A 17,073-nucleotide genomic window follows, 5' to 3' on the forward strand; every position below is an offset into this window, starting at 1 on the left:
TCGGCCCATGGCTTGTTCGCGTGTGGCGCGCGTCGCGTTTCATACCCCGCGGTCCTCGGATGGCTGTGGGCTGACTCCCGGAGCCCCGGCCCGCAAACGCAGGGTGATCAGGGCACCGCCTTCGCGATGGTTGGCGAACGCCAGCTCACCGCCGAAGGCTCGCATCAGGGTGTCGCAGATCGCCAGCCCCAGGCCCAGGCCCTGGGTTCGCGTCTTGGTGGTGTAGAACGGCTCTCCGGCGCGTCCCAGGGCTTCCATGCAGAAACCCGGGCCATTGTCGCGGATGTACAGGTTGACGCCCGTGGCGGTGGATTCGGCACTCAGCCACAGCTTGCGTGGCGGGCCTTTTTCGGTGAGGGCATCCAGGGCGTTGGCCAGCAAGTTGCCCAGGACTTGGCGCAAGCGGGTTTCCCCGGCCTCGACCCACAGGGTAGCGGCCGGCAGGTCGCGGATCAGCTCCACGTCCATGGCTCGACGGCGCTTGGCCAACAGGGCCAGGGCATCGTCCAGGGCCGGCTGCAGGGCGACGCTCTCCGGTGCGTGGTGATCGCGCCGGGCAAACGCCCGCAAGTGGGTGATGATCGAGGCCATGCGCCCGGTCAATTCGCTGATCAGCTTGAGGTTGCCCCGGGCGTCGTCGGTGCGTTGATGGTCCAGCAGCACCTCAGCGTTTTCAGCGTAGCTGCGGATCGCCGCCAGTGGCTGGTTGAGCTCGTGGCTGATACTGGCGGACATGGTGCCCAATGCCGAAAGCTTGCCAGCCTGGACCAGGTCGTCCTGGGCACGTACCAGTTCCTGCTGGGCGGTCTCGCGTTCCAGCACTTCCTGCTTCAGGCGTCGGTTGAGGTTCTCCAGGTCGCTGGTGCGTTCGGCCACGCGCATCTCCAGTTCCCGCCGTGCCTTGCCTTCGAAAGCGATCCGCTCCATGTAGTGCTGGCGGCGTTGCATCATCAGTCCGAGCAGCAGCATCAGCACCAATAGAGCTGCGGCGCCAATCGCCAGGACGGTGCGTACTGGGCGGTCGATCAGGGTGCGAGGGGCGAGGATGCTGACGCTCCAGCCGGTTTCCTCGATCTGCTGGGTCTGCACCAGCCAGGCCTTGGAGTTGAGATCCAGAGGACGTGGAGTGCGGGTTGGATAGGGTTGGATGGCGACGATCGCCTGGCGTTCTTCCTCGTTTAGCGGGCGAGTCGCGCGAAAGCGCCATTCCGGGCGCGAGGTGAGAATCACCACACCGTTGTGATCGGTCACCAGAAGCTGCTCCGGTGTCTTGCCCCACAGGCGTTCGGTGTGGTCCAGGTCGACCTTGACCACGAGGACCCCGAGTATCCGCTCGCCTTCGCGTACCGCAGCGGCGAAGAAATAGCCGCGCTTGGCCGAGGTGGTCCCCAGGCCGAAGAAGCGCCCGAGGCGGCCGGCCATGGCCTCGCTGAAGTATGGGCGGAAGGCGAAGTTACGGCCCACGAAGCTGTCGTGCTTGTCCCAGTTGGAGGCCGCCAGGGTCTTGCCGCTGGTGTCCATCAGGTACATGACTTCGGCGCCGGTCTGGGCGCTGATGTTCTTGAGCAGGCGGTTGGCGTTGCCCTGGGTGACGCCATCGTCCGGGGCCCCTAGCAGCGCCCGCAGTGCTGGCAAGTCGCCAAGGATCTGCGGCAGTACTTCGTAGCGATGCAGGGTGCCCAGCAGGTTGGCTACGTAGAGGTCCAGGGTCTGGCTGTTCTGGCTGGTCAGCTCATTGCGGTAGTAACGTTCCGCCAGGTGCTCCAGTGGCCACAGCAGCGGTGCCAGGCACAGGGCCAGCAAGGCCAGGCTGCGCCAGCGGGGACGACGGGGGAGGGCTGTGGTCATGGAAATGGCGCCTGTGGACAGAGGCGCATTATGCCCAGGGTCGGCCGACGTTTGGTAACGGGTCGCGGTGCCCGGCCAAACGTCGACAGGCTTTAGCCCTGTTCGGCAAGGCACTCGCGCAAAGCGGTGTGCCAGTCCGGCTGGATCACGCCCCATTCCCGAGCCAGGCGGGTGCAGTCCAGGCGCGAGTTCAGCGGCCGTGGTGCCGGGGTCGGATAGGCGCTGGACGCAATGGCCTCCAGTATCGCGCAAGGCTTGTTCATGGCCAGCAATTGCTCGCCGATAGCCTGGGCGAAGCCGAACCAGGAGGTTTCACCATGGGCGGTGAGATGGTAAGTGCCCCAGGCCCCCGGAGTACCTGCCCGCCAGCGCTCGATGAGGGCCCGGGTGCTGTTGGCGATGGTGCCGGCCCAGGTCGGGGCCCCGATCTGATCGGCCACCACCCGCAGTTCCGGCCGCTCCTGCAACAGGCGTTGCATGGTCAGCAAGAAGTTCTTGCCGTGGCTGGAATAGACCCAGCTGGTACGCAGGATCAGGTGCTGGCCCTCGACCAGGTTGATCGCCCGTTCGCCTGCCAGCTTGCTCTGGCCGTAGACGCTCAGCGGATTGGGCTCGTCCTCTTCCACGTAGGGCGTGTCCTTGCTGCCGTCGAACACGTAATCGGTGGAGTAGTGGATCAGCGGAATGCCCAAGTCGAAGGCTTCCTGGGCGAAGACCCCCGGGGCCGTGGCATTGATGGCGAAGGCCAGGTCCGGCTCGCTTTCAGCCTGGTCCACCGCGGTGTGGGCCGCGGCATTGATGATCAGGTCCGGGCGCAGTGTCCGGACCTGCTGGCGGATCTGATCCGGATGGCTCAGGTCCAGCCGGTCGCGCCCCAGGACCAGCAGCTCGCCCAGGTCCCCGAGCCGCTGTTGCAGCTCGCGGGAGACCTGGCCGTGCTGGCCGCTGATAAGGATCTTCAAGGGCGTGTTCATTGGAACAGCTCGGCTTCGTTCAGGCTTTTGCCATTCTGGTCCTTGGCCGAGAGTATGGGAGCTCCTTGCAACTGCCAGTCGATCGCTAAGGTCGGATCATCCCAGCGAATGCAGCGTTCGGCGGACGGTGTGTAGTAATCGGTCGTCTTATAGAGAAATTCGGCAAAGTCGCTCAGGACTACAAAACCGTGAGCGAAGCCTTCTGGAATCCATAACTGCCGATTGTTTTCTGCGGACAGGAGAATGCTGGTCCAGCGTCCAAAGCTGGGTGAGTGGCGTCGAAGGTCGACGGCCACGTCCAGTACCTTTCCTGCAATCACCCGGACGAGCTTTCCCTGGGAGTGCTCGATCTGATAGTGCAGGCCACGCAAGACATTCTTCGCCGAGCGCGAATGATTGTCCTGAACGAATTCTTTGTTTAGTCCTGTGGCTTCCTTGAATGCTTTGGCATTGAAGCTTTCGTAGAAAAAGCCACGATCGTCGCCAAACATCTTGGGTTCGATGATTAGTACGTCGGAGAGGTCGGTCGAAGTGACCTTCATTGTGTTTCTCCCGCGAGAGTGAACAAGTACTGGCCATAGCCGGTCTTGCCGAAATACGCGGCGCGTTCCAGCAGGTGTTCACGGCTGATCCAGTGATTCTCGTAGGCGATCTCTTCCAGGCAAGCGACTTTCAGGCCCTGGCGGTGTTCGATGGTCTGCACGTACTGCGAGGCTTCCAGCAGGCTATCGTGGGTGCCAGTGTCGAGCCAGGCAAAGCCCCGGCCAAAGCGCTCCACATGTAGATCGCCACGCTTGAGGTAGGCATTGTTGACGTCAGTAATTTCCAGCTCGCCACGGGGCGAAGGTTTGACTGCCTTGGCGATCTGCACCACGTCATTGTCGTAGAAGTACAGGCCGGTGACGGCATAGCTGGATTTGGGTTGCTTGGGTTTTTCTTCGATGGACAGTGCGCGGCCTTCATTGTCGAAGTCGATGACGCCAAAGCGCTCTGGATCCTTGACCCAGTAGCCAAATACCGTGGCGCCGCTAGTACGTTTGGCAGCATCGCGCAACTGCTCGCCAAAGTATTGGCCGTGAAAGATGTTGTCGCCCAGGATCAGGCAGACTGGATCGTTGCCGATGAATTCCTCACCGATCAGGAATGCCTGGGCCAGGCCATCCGGCGAAGGTTGTTCGGCGTAGCTGAAACGCACCCCGAACTGGCTTCCATCACCCAGCAGATTGCGGTACTGCGGCAAGTCCTGGGGAGTGGAGATGATCAGGATGTCCTGGATACCGGCCAGCATCAGAACCGATATCGGGTAATAGATCATCGGTTTGTCATAGATCGGCAACAGCTGCTTGGAAACGCCGAGAGTGATGGGGTGCAGACGGGTACCGGAACCGCCCGCCAGAACAATGCCCTTGATCATGCAATCAGATCCTTGATGTTGGTGGAACCCAGGCGTTCGCCCTGGTAGCTGCCGTCCTGTACCCGACGACACCATTCGAGATTGTCCAGGTACCACTGCACGGTCTTGCGCAGCCCGCTGGCAAAGGTTTCTTCTGGCACCCAGCCCAGTTCGTGCTCGATCTTGCTGGCATCGATGGCATAGCGCTGGTCGTGGCCAGGACGGTCCTGGACGAAGGTGATCAGGTCGGTGTAATGGGCCACGCCTGCTGGTTTTTCCGGGGCCAGCTCTTCCAGCAGGCCGCAGATACCGCGCACCACATCGATGTTCTTTTGTTCGTTATGGCCGCCGATGTTGTAGGTCTCGCCTACCACGCCTTCGGTCACGACCTTGAACAGGGCTCGTGCGTGGTCCTCCACATACAGCCAGTCACGTACTTGCAGGCCGTTGCCGTAGACCGGCAGAGGCTTGCCCGCGAGGGCATTGAGGATCACCAATGGGATCAGTTTCTCGGGGAAGTGGAATGGACCGTAGTTATTGGAGCAGTTGGTGATCAGCACCGGCAGGCCATAGGTACGCTGCCAGGCGCGGACCAGGTGGTCGGATGCAGCCTTGCTCGCGGAGTAAGGCGAGCTGGGAGCGTAGGGCGTGGTCTCGGTGAACAGGTCGTCGACGCCATGCAGGTCGCCATAGACCTCGTCAGTGGAGATATGGTGGAAGCGGAAGGCGGCTTTTTCCGCCTCGGGCAGCTGCTGCCAGTAAGCGCGCGTCGCTTCCAGCAGGCTGTAGGTGCCAACGATATTGGTCTGGATGAAGTCCGATGGCCCATCGATGGAGCGATCTACATGGGATTCGGCCGCCAGGTGCATGATCGCATGGGGCTGGAAGCGTGCCAGGACTGCGCTGACGGTGGCCTGGTCGATGATATCGGCCTTGACGAATTCGTAGCGGCTGTTGCTGGCGATGCTATGCAGCGACTCCAGGTTGCCTGCGTAGGTCAGTTTGTCCAGGTTCAACACCTCGTGTTCCGTGTGCTGAATCAGGTGACGGACCAAAGCCGAGCCGATAAAACCGGCTCCGCCGGTGACGAGAATGCGCATGTGAGGTGGCCTGTGTCCTTTAAAGAGATCATTTACTGCAAAAATGCAGCATAGCTTGTCGGCACGAAGCTCGCGGTGCAATAGGCACTGCTCATCGTTTGTGCCATGAGGGATCGAATACCGTCTGGTAAGGCCGTGTGGCAGCCTGGGTGGAGGCTGTTCAGGAGCGCGAGCACTTGCGTATCGCCCTGGCCAATGGCGATATAAGCGACCAATAACAATTACCGGGGTCGTTGTATGTTGCTCGCCACCTTGATCCACCGTGCCAGCCTGCCCAGTCCACAGGTCACCGAGCAGCAAGCGCTGGAGCTGTTGCAGGCCCACTACGGCCTGCAGGGCTCCTTGCAGTCGCTGGGCAGCCAGCAGGATCTCAATTACCGCCTCGACAGCCCGCAAGGCCGCTTTGTGCTGAAGATCTGCCGTGGCGACTACTCCACCCTGGAGTTGCAGGCGCAGCATGAAGGCCTCGGGCATTTGCGACAGCATCCCGAATTGCGGGTGCCTCGGGTCGTTCCGGCCAAGAACGGTGCGGACCTGCTGACCCTGGAGCTTGCCGGACAGACCCTGCATGTACGCGTGCTCGACTATATAGAAGGCCGCTCCCTGACCCATCTGCCACACCTGGGCATCGAGCTGGTCGCGGGCCTGGGGCGGCTCTGCGGGCAGATGGACCTGGCCCTGGCGGACTTCCAGCATCCCGGGCTCGAGCGCACCCTGCAGTGGGATGCCCGGCATGCCCAGGCATTGATCGAGCACTTGCTGCCAGTGATCGAGGATCCCCGGCAACGCGCCTTGATCGCGGCGGCAGCACAGCGCGCCGAGCGTCACCTGCGACCGTTGGTCGACCAGTTGCCGGTACAGGCGATCCATATGGACATCACCGACGACAACGTCGTCTGGCGCCGAGACGCGGCACGGCATTGGCAATTGCAGGGGGTGATCGATTTCGGCGATCTGGTCCGCACCTGGCGCATCACCGACCTGTCGGTGACTTGCGCGTCGCTGTTGCATCACGCCGAGGGCGATCCGTTGCGCATCCTGCCGGCAATCCAGGCCTACCACCAGGTCAATCCGCTGCAGCGCTCGGAGTTGCTGGCGCTGTGGCCTCTGATCGTTGCCCGGGCCGCGGTGCTGGTACTCAGCGGTGAGCAGCAGGTCGGTATCGATCCGGGCAACGAATACAGCCGCGCCAACCTGAATCACGAGTGGGAAATCTTCCGGGTCGCTTCTTCCGTGCCTTTCGAACTGATGGAGGCGGCGATTCTGGGGGCTGTCGGCCAGTCGCTGCCGGCCATCGCCAGCGAGGGCTTTGCTCCGCTGTTGCCCAGCCTGGTAGGGCGTGAGTTCGCCCTGATCGACCTGGGGGTGTTGAGCCCGCATTTCGAGGCCGGTAACTGGGAACAACCGGGAATCGACGATCGCCTGCTGGCCGAAGCGGGGGCCGCCCATGGCCTGGCCGCCAGTCGCTATGGCCAATACCGCCTGTCGCAGACCCGTCCCGACAGCGCGCTGGAGCCGCAAACCTGTCCTGTGCATGTCCAATTGCAAGTGCCTTCGGGTACCACGGTGGAAGCCCCGTTCGCCGGTGTCCTGCACACGGCCGCTGGCGGCCTGCTGCGCCTTGATGGGCCAGGGCTGAGCTTGCGCCTGTGGGGTGTCGAGGCGGCGCTGCAACCAGGAGCCGCCTTGGTCAAGGGCCAGGTATTGGGGGCCGTGGCGGCCGACGGTCGGCTCAAGGTGCAGTTGTGCCGTGGCGCCGAGCTCGATCCACCGCTGTTCTGCACCCCGACCCGGGCTATGGCCTGGCAGGCCCTGTGCCCCTCGCCGGCGGCACTGCTGGGGCTGGCCTGCGATGCTGAGCCGGAGGTGGATGCCCAGGCCCTGCTGGCCCGGCGCGATGCCAGTTTCGCCCGCACCCAGAAGCACTATTACGTCGATCCACCACGGATCGAGCGGGGCTGGCGCAACCACCTGATCGACATGCAGGGGCGCTCCTACCTGGACATGCTCAACAATGTCGCGGTACTCGGCCATGGCCACCCGCGGATGGCCGCCGAAGCTGCGCGCCAGTGGTCGCTGCTCAACACCAACTCGCGCTTTCACTATGCGGCCATCGCCGAGTTCTCCGAGCAATTGCTGGCGCTGGCGCCGGACTCCATGGACCGGGTGTTCCTGGTCAACAGTGGCACCGAGGCCAACGACCTGGCGATCCGCCTGGCCTGGGCCTACAGCGGTGGACGCGACATGCTCAGCGTGCTGGAGGCCTACCACGGTTGGTCGGTGGCTGCCGATGCGGTTTCCACCTCGATCGCCGATAACCCCCAGGCCCTCACCAGCCGCCCGGACTGGGTCCACCCGGTAACCGCCCCCAACACTTATCGTGGCGAGTTCCGGGGCCCGGACACCACCGCGCAGTACTTGCGCAGCGTCGACCAGCAACTGGCCAAGCTCGACGAAACAGGGCGCCAGTTGGCCGGTTTCATCTGCGAGCCTGTGTATGGCAACGCCGGTGGGATCTCGTTGCCCAAGGGCTACTTGGGTGAGGTCTACCAGCGGGTCCGGGAGCGGGGTGGGGTGTGCATCGCCGACGAGGTCCAGGTGGGGTATGGCCGCATGGGCGAATTCTTCTGGGGGTTCCAGGAGCAGGGCGTGGTCCCGGACATCATCACCATGGCCAAGGGCATGGGCAACGGCCAGCCCCTGGGGGCAGTGATCACCCGGCGCGAGATCGCCGAGGCGCTGGAGGCCGAAGGGTATTTCTTCTCCTCGTCCGGCGGCAGCCCGGTCAGTTGCCGCATTGGCATCGCGGTATTGGATGTCATGCGTGAAGAGGGGCTCTGGGACAACGCCCGGGTCGTGGGATGGCACTTCCGGCAGCGCCTGGAGGCACTCAAGGCCCTGCATCCGCTGGTGGGGGCGGTGCATGGTTCGGGTTTCTACCTGGGCCTGGAGCTGATTCGCGATCACCAGACCCTGGAACCGGCTACCGAGGAAACCGCCCTGCTGTGCGAGCGCCTGCGCGAGCTGGGCATCTTCATGCAGCCCACCGGCGACTACCTGAATATTCTCAAGATCAAGCCACCGATGGTCACCACCCGGCAGAGTGTCGATTTCTTCGTCGACATGCTGTCCAAGGTGTTGGGCGAAGAACTCTAGGCCTGGACCCTCATGGGCCGGCGCCGCATGTCCAGGTTGCTGGGCGGGTGCCGGCCCATGGGAAGAACCTAGGTATTGAAATGGATTAAATCGATTATTATCGAAGTTATTTCGATATTTTTTGATTCTATGGATTTTATTAGCTTCTAAAGTCGATTTTTATCGGATATAAAGTGACCGTCGTCGGGCAGAAAATTGCCGTGCCCGCACGCTTTCATCCGTTGTCTTCGACTGCGTCCATTCGCCCAGGAGTTGATCCATGAGCCGTACCGTTACCGTCGCCGCTACCCAGATGGCCTGTTCCTGGGACCTTGAGGCCAACCTCGACACCGCTGAAAAGCTGGTGCGCGAAGCCGCCGCCAAGGGCGCGCAGATCATCCTGATCCAGGAGCTGTTCGAGACTCCGTACTTCTGCCAGAAGCCCAATCCGGACTACCTGCAACTGGCCACGCCGACCGAGGCCAATGCGGCCATCGCGCACTTCCAGAAGCTTGCCCGGGAGCTGCAAGTGGTGCTGCCCATCAGCTTCTTCGAACTGGCTGGCCGGGCGCGCTTCAACAGCATCGCGATCATCGATGCCGATGGCAGCAACCTCGGGATTTATCGTAAAAGCCATATCCCGGACGGCCCCGGTTACCACGAGAAGTACTACTTCAATCCGGGGGATACCGGCTTCAAGGTGTGGAACACCCGCTACGCCAAGATTGGCGTGGGCATCTGCTGGGACCAGTGGTTCCCCGAGTGCGCGCGCAGCATGGCCCTGCAGGGGGCAGAAATCCTGTTCTACCCCACCGCCATCGGCAGCGAGCCCCACGATTCGAGCATTTCTTCGCGCGACCATTGGCAGCGGGTGCAACAGGGCCATGCCGGCGCCAACCTGATGCCGCTGGTGGCCAGCAATCGCATCGGCAACGAGGAGCAGGACGGCTACGACATCACCTTCTACGGTTCGTCCTTTATCGCCAACCCGTTCGGCGAGAAGGTCCAGGAGCTCAACCAGACCGAAGAAGGTATCCTTGTGCACAGTTTCGACCTCGACGAGCTCGAGCACATCCGCAGCGCCTGGGGCAGTTTCCGTGACCGCCGTCCGACCCTCTATGGCGCCCTGAAAACCCTCGACGGTTCCCTGGAGTCCTGAACACTATGAGTACTTTGCACAGCACGCCGCGCGCCGACGGTTTCTACATGCCGGCCGAATGGGCCACCCAGACCCAGGCCTGGATGATCTGGCCCGAGCGTCCGGATAACTGGCGCCTGGGCGGCAAGCCAGCCCAGGCGGCCCATGCCGCAGTGGCCAAGGCCATTGCCCGCTTCGAACCGGTGACCGTGGCGGTGTCCGCGGCCCAGTATGAAAACGCCCGGGCGCGCCTGGACGTACCCAATATCCGCGTGGTGGAGATGTCCAGCGATGACGCCTGGGTCCGCGACACCGGCCCGACCTTCGTCATCAACGACACCGGCGAAGTACGTGGCGTGCACTGGGGCTTCAACTCCTGGGGCGGCTTCGAGGGCGGCCTGTACGCGCCGTGGAATCGCGACGAGCAGGTGGCCAGCAAGGTGCTGGAGATCGAGCGTTGCCAGGAATACCGCACCGAGGGCTTCGTGCTCGAGGGCGGTTCGATCCACGTCGATGGCGAAGGCACCCTGATCACCACCGAGGAATGCCTGCTCAACCACAACCGCAATCCGCACCTGTCTCGCGAGCAGATCGAGGCGGTGCTGCGTGATCACCTGGCGGTGGAACAGATCGTCTGGCTGCCGGACGGCCTGTACAACGACGAAACCGACGGCCATGTGGATAACTTCTGCTGCTACGTGCGTCCGGGCGAAGTGCTGCTGGCCTGGACCGACGACCCGCAGGACCCGAACTACCCTCGTTGCCAGGCCGCCATGCAGGTGCTGGAAAACACCCGCGACGCCAAGGGCCGCGCGTTCAAGGTGCACAAGATGCCGATCCCCGGGCCGCTGTATGCCACCGAGGAAGAGTGCGCCGGAGTCGATGCGGTAGAAGGCAGCCAGGAGCGCAACCCATCGGTGCGCCTGGCCGGCTCCTACGTGAACTTCCTGATCGTCAATGGCGGGATCATCGCCCCGAGTTTCGATGATCCGATGGACGCACCCGCCAAGGCGATCCTGCAGCAATTGTTCCCTGAGCACGAAGTGGTGATGGTACCTGGGCGCGAACTGTTACTGGGCGGTGGCAACATCCACTGCCTTACCCAACAGCAGCCCGCCCCCCACCGGATTTGAGTGCCGTTGTAACAGAAGTTGTCGACTGCGTGACGGTCAACAAACCCGGCCCATCCTGAGATTCTTCAGAGCGCCCGCAGCCCAGATGGGTTGCGGGCTTTTTCATGGCCGCATGCCCGTATGCCGGGCACATTGGCACAGCTCTTGTATCGGACCTGTGGTGATTCTGAGACATGTGGAACTCTGATGTTCTGTCATAAACCTTGGATAAGTTAGGCCGCTCAGATACCGGGAGAGAGCGCTGGAATGAACATGGTCAGCGAGCGGGCATCGCATCCCTTGGCAATGAGTAATGAGTCACTGCAGGTTCTGGTGCAATGGTTGAAATCCAATGGCACGCGTCAGATGAGGGAACCTGATCCGCGCCGGATCATCATCGAGCGTTACCCCGCTGGATTGCTCAGCGAGGCGGAGCTGCAAGCACTTTGGGATGTGGTGAAAGGATAGAACGACAATGGATTGTAAAAAGCGCTGCCAGGATGGCAGCGCTTTTTTTTCGCCTGTGATCCGCACGGATCAGAAGCTGTAGGTCCCGCTGACCACCAGGCTGCGGGGGTCGCCCGGCTGGATCTGGTAGGCGCTGGTGGCGGAGCTGTAGTAGTCGCGGTTGGCGATGTTGTTCAGCGCCGCGCGCACATCCCAGTCCTTGTGGCGGTAGCCGGCCAGGGCGTCCCAGCGGCCGTAGCCGGGTAGCGCCACGGTATTGGCGTTGTCGGCGAAACGATCGCCCACCAGGGTCAGGCCGGTTTCGGCATACCAGCCCAGCTCGGGTTTCCAGGTCACGAACAGGCTGGCGTTACGCTTGGCCACATCGTTGATGCGCTTGCCCTCGTTGCCGTTGTCGTCCTTGACGATGGTGGCGTCCTGCAGGCCGATGCCTCCTCGTACATACCAATTGCCGACCACATTGCCGGTGGCGGTCAGTTCGAGGCCGCGTGAACGCTGCAGCCCCGTCAGCAGGTAGGTTCCCTTGTTCAGCGGGTCTTCTGTACGGCGGTTGTACAGTTCGATTTCGTACAGCGCGAGGGTGGTGCTCAAGCGCTCGTCGAGCCACTCGCTCTTGACCCCGATTTCCTTCTGTCGGGTCAGCTCGGGAGCGGTCTGGTTGGTATTGCCCTTGGCTCCCGGAGAGATGCCGATAAGACCGCCGCCAACCGGGGCGAAGGACTTGCTCCAGGAGGCGTAGAACGAGTGATCTTTCCACGGCGTGTAGACCAGCCCCACACGTGGGCTGGTGCTGGTGCTGTCCTGCTTTTCCTGCAGGCCCGAAAGCTTGCTGGTGGTTTCCACTTCGAAGCGGTCGAAGCGTACGCCGGCCAGCAACTGCCACTCGTCGTTCAGGCGGATCTGGTCCTGCAGGTATAGGCCGGCACTGTCGACGTTGGTCAGGTTGTTGCTGAATACCTTCATCGCACCGTTGTGCTGCTGGCGTGCGGTGGCGCCGCTCAGGGGAGCGCCGGGCACGCCGACGCCTTGATTGAGCAGCGAGTGGCGGCGTTGCTCGCCTACTTCCAGGCCCGCCAGCAATGTGTGCTCGATGCCGTAGGTTTGCACATGGCCTTCGAGCTCGACGGTGTTGTACAGGTTGCGGGTACTCAGGTCCTGCTGCCAGCGCTGACGGTCTACCAGGCCTGTCGCCGGTTTGTAGCCTGTGAGGTAGGTGTTGTCGAAATCGCTCTCCAGCTTGAACAGGCTGAAGCTGTGACGCAGTTGCCACTGGTCGTTGAGGTCATAGCTCAGGCGCGAGCGCAGCGATTGGGCGCGGTCGTTGATGTAGTCGCGCTGGGTGTCGCCATACGTGGTCTTGCGGCTGACATCGGCCGGGCGTCCGGTCAGCGGGTTACCCGGGATACCACGGTCGGGAGTGCGGTCGTAGCGGCTGTACTCGTATTGCACCAGCCAGTTCAGGTCCGGGCTCAGTTGCCAGCTCATGGAGGGGGCGAACAGTTGGCGATGATTGCCGTCGATACCATCGCGGAAGCTGTTCCTGTCCTCGTTGCCCAGGTTCAGGCGCAAGCTGATGTTGTCCGTCGGGTCGGCGCTGAGGTCGGCGTACAGGCTACGCAGGTCCTGGCTGCCACCCTGGACCTCGACGCTGGAACGGCGCCCGGCTTCGGGCAGTTTGCTCACCCGGTTGACGATGCCACCCTGGCTGCCACGGCCATAGAGCACCGCTGCCGGGCCCTTGAGGACCTCGATCCGCTCGATGTTGTGCAGGTCGCGCACATACTGGCTGTCGTCGCGGATGCCATCCAGGTAGAAGTCGTTGCTGGCGTCGAAGCCACGAATCCGGATGCTGTCAAAGCGTGTGTCGGCGCTACTGCTGACGTTGGGAATACCGCCCAGGGCGCTGCCCAGGTCGTTGGTACCGTAATCGCGCAGGTTGCTGGTCTTCACCGTATCGATGGCCTGGGGCACGTAGCGCGCAGGCGTCGAGGTGCGGGTCGCGGTGCTCACTTCCCTGACCCGGGGGTCGTCGGGGCTGCTCCCTGCTTCGGCACGAATGGAGGTGGTGGGGAGGGTGGTGCCGGCGGCGCAGGCGAAACCGCTGGCCAGCAGGGTGCAGAGTCCCAGGGACAGGGGGGTGAGGCGGAAATGGGCAGGCATTATGAAGCGCATCCGAGAGGAGGAAATTCGAAGGGTGCGAATGGTAATGCTTGATATTTACGTATGTTAATTATTTGCTAAAACACGATCGGGTCTATTGTTTCAAATTATTTCAAAGCGTTATCAATTCAATTCCAGCCAATGATTCGTCCGCTGGCGCTACTCAAATGGAAAGATTCGACCGGTTACGGCAACAGACTAAAAGCCATTTCGAGGTTTTTCCGTTGGTCCGCGGGGCATAGTCTGGGCCCTGTCGAATTCCCAAGATCCTGCTGGAGCCTCGTATGTCCTCGGCCACTCTTCATTACATCTACGATCCGCTGTGCGGCTGGTGCTATGGCGCCAAACCGCTGGTGCAGGCTGCCCAGGCAGTGGTACCGGTGGTGGCCCATGCCGGCGGCATGATGACCGGCCGCAACCGCCAGCTGGTATCGCCACAATTGCGTGACTACGTCATGCCTCACGATCGGCGTATTGCCGAGTACACCGGACAGCCGTTCGGCCAGGCCTATTTCGAGGGGTTGCTGCGCGACCACTCGGCGGTGTTCGACTCGGCGCCGCCCATCGCTGCCGTGCTGACGGCCCAAGCCTTGGCTGGCCGGGGCCTGGAGCTGCTGGGACGCTTGCAGACCGCGCACTATCTTGAAGGGCGACGAATCGCCGACCGCGAGGTGCTGTTGGAACTGGCACAAGAACTGGGCTTTGCCCCGCAGGCATTCGCCGAAGGCCTCGACCGGGTCGTGGCGCAGGAGCTTGACGAGCATATAAAAGCCAGCCGTGCACTGCTGGCCCAGGTTGGCGGGCAAGGCTTCCCGACCCTGGCATTGGAGCGCGACGGGCACTTCCAGTTGCTTGACCTCAGCCCCTGGCTGGGTAAACCCGAGGCCTTCGCCCAGTGGCTGAAGACCTCCCTGGGCGCCGGTAGCGGCCCTCATGATGGCGTTGCCCCAAGCTGTGGCCTGGACGGTTGCACGCCCTGATCTCACCTGAACCCAGTGGAGTCACCCATGGATAACCTTGCGTTGATCAAAAGCACCTACGAAGGCGCCAACTCCCAGGAAAACGCGCGTAACACCGCGGCGGCCCTGGCTCCCGATGCACGCTGGACCGAAGCGGCGGGCTTTCCCTATGCCGGCACCTATGTCGGCTTCGACGAAGTGCTGGAGCATGTCTTCAAGCGCCTGGGCTCGGAGTGGCAGGACTTCACGTTCAAGGTCGACAGCTACGTGGCCGAGGGTGACAAAGTGGTCGCCTATGGCAATTACCAGGGCATCTATAAGGCCTCTGGCAAACCCATCGATGTACGAGTGGCTCACTTGTGGACACTCAAGAATGGCAAGGTCACGCATTTCGAACAGTTCGTTGATAGTCACAGCGTGCAGCTGGCAATGCTCTAGTCCGCAGTTCTTAGAATATTTTCAGCTATTTTAAGACGATTCACGAAATTGACACGTTGTTAAGGCCACGGATAGGATTTGTCTTAACGCCTGTGGCTAAGAGCCATATTTCAGAGTGATAAAAGGCCCGCCACCATCCCATGTGGGCGGGCTTTTTGTTTCGACGGTAGAAGAGCGTTCAAACGCCATAGCCGCACAAGCTCACAGCGCGTCATCAAACCGTAATAAGGAAAATAAAATGTTTAAACAGCGGATCTGCTTGATTGCACTGGGGATTTTGAGCGCTACACAAGCCATGGCCGACGGCCAGGCCGACGCCAAGGGCTTCGTCGAAGACAGCAGCCTGAAAGTGCTGCTGCGCAATGCTTACATCAACCGTGACTACAAAGACGGTAACAAGGACAAGGCTGAGTGGGGCCAAGGCTTCATCGGTACCTTCTCCTCCGGTTTCACCCAGGGCACCGTGGGCGTGGGCGTTGACGCCTTCGGCCTGTACGCACTGCGCCTGGATGGCGGCAAGGGCCGCAGCGGTGCCGGCGGCATCGACTTTTTCAAACAAGACAACAGCGGCAAGGCCGCCAACGACCTGGCCAAGGCCGGCGCTGCCGTCAAGTTCCGCATTTCCAACACCGTGCTGACCTACGGCGACCAGATGCCGGCCCTGCCGGTACTGAACTACGACAACGCGCGCCTGCTGCCGGAAAGCTACACCGGTACCCTGATCACCTCCAAGGAGATCAAGGGCCTGGAGCTGAACGCCGGTCGTTTCACCGCCGAATCGCGCAAGAGCGACGAAGGTCGTGACAGCGGTGGCCTGAAGTCGATCAACGTGTTGGGTGGTAGCTACCAGTTCACCGAACAGTTCAAGGGCGCGTTCTACGCTTCCGACGTCGAAGACGTGCTGAAGAAGCAGTACGTGAACCTGAACTATGTGTTCCCGCTGGCCACCGATCAGTCCCTGACCCTGGACTTCAACGGCTATCAGACCAAGCTGGACAAGTCCTATGCGACCAAGGCCAAGGCTGGCGGCCAGGACAACAAGATCTGGAGCCTGGCGGCCACCTATGCCACTGGCCCGCACTCCTTCACCCTGGCGCACCAGCGCAGCACGGGCGACAGCCACCTGGGTTATGCCTATGGCGGCTACCAGCGTGATCAAGGTCGCGTGGGCGATGGCGGCAACACCATCTACCTGGCCAACTCCTACTGGTCCGACTTCAACGCCGAAGACGAACGCAGCTGGCAGCTGGGCTACGGTCTGGACTTCGGCGCCTTCGGCGTACCGGGCCTGACCTACAACGTGGCCTATGTGCGTGGCGACAACATCACCACCGCAACGTCCTCCGGTGGCAGCGAGCGGGAAATCTTCAACCAGTTCAAGTACGTAGTGCAGAGCGGCCCGGCCAAGGACCTGAGCGTGAAGGTTCGCAGTTCGGTCCTGCGCGTATCGCAGAAGTCTTCCGACTACAACGTGGGCGGCAACGAACTGCGCGTATTCGTCGACTACCCGATCAACGTGTTCTGATGAACGCCTGATCACCACCTGGTTGCAGGTGGCGCAATGCAAAAAAGCCCCGACTGGTTCGGGGCTTTTTCATGCCGGGCAGTTGCCCGCTGCTGTGTAGCTGGGTGATATCAATCTTGCTACAGTCCGTCCCCTTTTTCGTCACGGATGATCTCGATGTTCCGTTCCCTGTTGCCCGGCCTGTGCCTGCTGGGTGTCGCCAGCATCGCCCAGGGCCAGCAAGCGATCTCGCCCGAGCAATTGCTCAGCGATTTTTCCCGCTGCGATGCGCAGTTCTTCCAGAGCCTGAACACCGCGCGGTTGCCGGCTGGCACCCTGGACCTTGCCCAGTACGGCACGGTCAAGGCGCCCCGTATCCTGAATCCGTTGCAGGAAGGTGGTCGCTACCAGGCGTTCGAACAGCCTCTGGTGGTCAACGGTGTGCGCCTGGTGGGCTACTACAACGAAGCCATGTCGCTGAAGTCGGCGGGCAACCTCCTGTTCTGGGGCTTTGTCGCCGAAGGCGAACCCCGCGAGGTGGTGGCGAGCCTCAAGCCGCTGCTGGTGGACAACGCCCGCCTGAAGGACGATCGCAGTGCGCTCAGCCGTGTGGACATCAGGCGGATCGGCGACCCGATCCTGCAATGGCGGACCCAGGGCCTGGCCGGGGGCGGCGTGGCTACGCCGTTCGGTTTCGTCGAGCGTGTCCTGAGCATCGACAAGGGTATCGAGCGCGGGCCTATCGCCGGTCGTACCACCCTCTTCTGCAGCCTGCAGGGCACGGTCACCGCACCGCTGCTGCAGGTTTATCGTCCCGACCTCAACGCTCACCTGCTGGATTGAA

At 62.1% G+C, this 17,073-nt stretch carries 14 protein-coding genes; 8 read left to right on the forward strand and 6 right to left on the reverse strand.

What is annotated here, in order from left to right; all coding sequences use genetic code 11:
- Window positions 1-39 precede the first annotated feature (39 nt).
- The 5 genes from ATY02_RS02590 to rfbB all read right to left on the reverse strand — a co-directional run bounded on the left by ATY02_RS02590 (window position 40) and on the right by rfbB (window position 5,315).
- Window positions 40-1,848 carry a sensor histidine kinase gene (locus ATY02_RS02590; RefSeq protein WP_068580213.1) on the reverse strand — a complete coding sequence of 603 codons (1,809 nt, stop codon included), beginning with the start codon at window positions 1,846-1,848 and terminating at the stop codon, window positions 40-42.
- 92 nt (window positions 1,849-1,940) lie between these two features.
- Window positions 1,941-2,822: a dTDP-4-dehydrorhamnose reductase gene (gene rfbD / locus ATY02_RS02595; protein ID WP_068580215.1), complete on the reverse strand. Its 882-nt coding sequence runs from the start codon at window positions 2,820-2,822 to the stop codon at window positions 1,941-1,943.
- Window positions 2,819-3,364, reverse strand: a complete 546-nt coding sequence (gene rfbC, locus ATY02_RS02600) for a dTDP-4-dehydrorhamnose 3,5-epimerase (protein ID WP_068580221.1) — start codon at window positions 3,362-3,364, stop codon at window positions 2,819-2,821. Before rfbC ends, rfbD begins: the two co-directional genes overlap by 4 nt.
- Window positions 3,361-4,236 carry a glucose-1-phosphate thymidylyltransferase RfbA gene (gene rfbA, locus ATY02_RS02605; protein ID WP_068580223.1) on the reverse strand — a complete coding sequence of 292 codons (876 nt, stop codon included), beginning with the start codon at window positions 4,234-4,236 and terminating at the stop codon, window positions 3,361-3,363. The genes rfbC and rfbA overlap by 4 nt, the downstream gene beginning before the upstream one ends.
- The gene (gene rfbB, locus ATY02_RS02610; RefSeq protein WP_068580226.1) at window positions 4,233-5,315 is read right to left on the reverse strand and encodes a dTDP-glucose 4,6-dehydratase; all 1,083 of its coding nucleotides are present in this window, start codon (window positions 5,313-5,315) and stop codon (window positions 4,233-4,235) included. The genes rfbA and rfbB overlap by 4 nt, the downstream gene beginning before the upstream one ends.
- A gap of 237 nt (window positions 5,316-5,552) precedes the next feature.
- Here rfbB and ATY02_RS02615 point away from each other — a divergent pair, with 237 nt between their 5' ends.
- From ATY02_RS02615 to ATY02_RS02630, 4 genes are all read left to right on the forward strand, one after another.
- Window positions 5,553-8,471 carry an aminotransferase gene (locus tag ATY02_RS02615; protein ID WP_068580228.1) on the forward strand — a complete coding sequence of 973 codons (2,919 nt, stop codon included), beginning with the start codon at window positions 5,553-5,555 and terminating at the stop codon, window positions 8,469-8,471.
- A 259-nt stretch (window positions 8,472-8,730) separates the two neighbouring features.
- Window positions 8,731-9,609, forward strand: a complete 879-nt coding sequence (aguB, locus tag ATY02_RS02620) for an N-carbamoylputrescine amidase (RefSeq protein ID WP_068580230.1) — start codon at window positions 8,731-8,733, stop codon at window positions 9,607-9,609.
- A 5-nt stretch (window positions 9,610-9,614) separates the two neighbouring features.
- Complete coding sequence (aguA, locus tag ATY02_RS02625; RefSeq protein WP_068580233.1) at window positions 9,615-10,721, forward strand: agmatine deiminase; 1,107 nt, start codon at window positions 9,615-9,617, stop codon at window positions 10,719-10,721.
- A 246-nt stretch (window positions 10,722-10,967) separates the two neighbouring features.
- Window positions 10,968-11,168 carry a hypothetical protein gene (locus tag ATY02_RS02630; protein ID WP_068580235.1) on the forward strand — a complete coding sequence of 67 codons (201 nt, stop codon included), beginning with the start codon at window positions 10,968-10,970 and terminating at the stop codon, window positions 11,166-11,168.
- A gap of 69 nt (window positions 11,169-11,237) precedes the next feature.
- Here the strand turns inward: ATY02_RS02630 and ATY02_RS02635 are convergent, their stop codons facing one another.
- Complete coding sequence (locus ATY02_RS02635; RefSeq protein WP_068580237.1) at window positions 11,238-13,328, reverse strand: TonB-dependent receptor; 2,091 nt, start codon at window positions 13,326-13,328, stop codon at window positions 11,238-11,240.
- Between the two features lie 284 nt (window positions 13,329-13,612).
- Between ATY02_RS02635 and ATY02_RS02640 the strand changes: the two genes are divergently transcribed.
- From ATY02_RS02640 to ATY02_RS02655, 4 genes are all read left to right on the forward strand, one after another.
- Window positions 13,613-14,308 (forward strand): DsbA family protein, encoded by a 696-nt coding sequence (locus ATY02_RS02640; RefSeq protein WP_068580238.1) that lies wholly within the window; start codon window positions 13,613-13,615, stop codon window positions 14,306-14,308.
- Window positions 14,309-14,335: 27 nt separating this feature from the next.
- Window positions 14,336-14,725, forward strand: a complete 390-nt coding sequence (locus ATY02_RS02645) for a nuclear transport factor 2 family protein (RefSeq protein ID WP_068580240.1) — start codon at window positions 14,336-14,338, stop codon at window positions 14,723-14,725.
- A gap of 238 nt (window positions 14,726-14,963) precedes the next feature.
- Window positions 14,964-16,250 carry an OprD family porin gene (locus ATY02_RS02650; RefSeq protein WP_068580243.1) on the forward strand — a complete coding sequence of 429 codons (1,287 nt, stop codon included), beginning with the start codon at window positions 14,964-14,966 and terminating at the stop codon, window positions 16,248-16,250.
- A 156-nt stretch (window positions 16,251-16,406) separates the two neighbouring features.
- Window positions 16,407-17,072 (forward strand): hypothetical protein, encoded by a 666-nt coding sequence (locus tag ATY02_RS02655; protein WP_225926552.1) that lies wholly within the window; start codon window positions 16,407-16,409, stop codon window positions 17,070-17,072.
- Window position 17,073 lies beyond the last annotated feature (1 nt).

It is taken from the genome of Pseudomonas sp. BIOMIG1BAC, from assembly GCF_001705995.2.
In the GTDB taxonomy this organism is placed as follows: domain Bacteria; phylum Pseudomonadota; class Gammaproteobacteria; order Pseudomonadales; family Pseudomonadaceae; genus Aquipseudomonas; species Aquipseudomonas sessilinigenes.

What these genes read in the sequence shown, in the direction of transcription:
- ATY02_RS02590 (WP_068580213.1), bottom strand. Translation starts at nt 1,848, where the DNA reads ATGACCACAGCCCTCCCCCGTCGTCCCCGCTGGCGCAGCCTGGCCTTG.
- rfbD (WP_068580215.1), bottom strand. Translation starts at nt 2,822, where the DNA reads ATGAACACGCCCTTGAAGATCCTTATCAGCGGCCAGCACGGCCAGGTC.
- rfbC (WP_068580221.1), bottom strand. Translation starts at nt 3,364, where the DNA reads ATGAAGGTCACTTCGACCGACCTCTCCGACGTACTAATCATCGAACCC.
- rfbA (WP_068580223.1), bottom strand. Translation starts at nt 4,236, where the DNA reads ATGATCAAGGGCATTGTTCTGGCGGGCGGTTCCGGTACCCGTCTGCAC.
- rfbB (WP_068580226.1), bottom strand. Translation starts at nt 5,315, where the DNA reads ATGCGCATTCTCGTCACCGGCGGAGCCGGTTTTATCGGCTCGGCTTTG.
- ATY02_RS02615 (WP_068580228.1), top strand. Translation starts at nt 5,553, where the DNA reads ATGTTGCTCGCCACCTTGATCCACCGTGCCAGCCTGCCCAGTCCACAG.
- aguB (WP_068580230.1), top strand. Translation starts at nt 8,731, where the DNA reads ATGAGCCGTACCGTTACCGTCGCCGCTACCCAGATGGCCTGTTCCTGG.
- aguA (WP_068580233.1), top strand. Translation starts at nt 9,615, where the DNA reads ATGAGTACTTTGCACAGCACGCCGCGCGCCGACGGTTTCTACATGCCG.
- ATY02_RS02630 (WP_068580235.1), top strand. Translation starts at nt 10,968, where the DNA reads ATGAACATGGTCAGCGAGCGGGCATCGCATCCCTTGGCAATGAGTAAT.
- ATY02_RS02635 (WP_068580237.1), bottom strand. Translation starts at nt 13,328, where the DNA reads ATGCCTGCCCATTTCCGCCTCACCCCCCTGTCCCTGGGACTCTGCACC.
- ATY02_RS02640 (WP_068580238.1), top strand. Translation starts at nt 13,613, where the DNA reads ATGTCCTCGGCCACTCTTCATTACATCTACGATCCGCTGTGCGGCTGG.
- ATY02_RS02645 (WP_068580240.1), top strand. Translation starts at nt 14,336, where the DNA reads ATGGATAACCTTGCGTTGATCAAAAGCACCTACGAAGGCGCCAACTCC.
- ATY02_RS02650 (WP_068580243.1), top strand. Translation starts at nt 14,964, where the DNA reads ATGTTTAAACAGCGGATCTGCTTGATTGCACTGGGGATTTTGAGCGCT.
- ATY02_RS02655 (WP_225926552.1), top strand. Translation starts at nt 16,407, where the DNA reads ATGTTCCGTTCCCTGTTGCCCGGCCTGTGCCTGCTGGGTGTCGCCAGC.